A 253-nucleotide genomic window follows, 5' to 3' on the forward strand; every position below is an offset into this window, starting at 1 on the left:
CCCTACGGCGCCGTGACCACGGTGGCCGAGGCGATGCCGGCGCTGGGCATCGTGGCGGCGGTGCTCGGCATCGTGACGGCGATGGGCGCCCTGGACCAGTCGCCGCAGATCCTCGGCGGCCTTATCGGCGCCGCACTCGTGGGGACAGTCTTCGGCGTGTTCATGTCCTACGGCGTGCTCGCGCCCTTCGCGATCAAGATCAAGACCATCCGCGAGAAGCAGACCCACGTCTACATCATCGTGAAGCAGAGCC

General features: G+C 67.6%; 1 protein-coding gene. It reads left to right on the forward strand.

All coding sequences use genetic code 11. The features are described 5' to 3' along the window. On the forward strand, positions 1-253 hold a 253-nt coding region (locus tag AC0IWM_RS23815; protein WP_471759155.1), incomplete at both ends, for a MotA/TolQ/ExbB proton channel family protein.

Source organism: Methylobacterium sp. AC433, assembly GCF_979253015.1.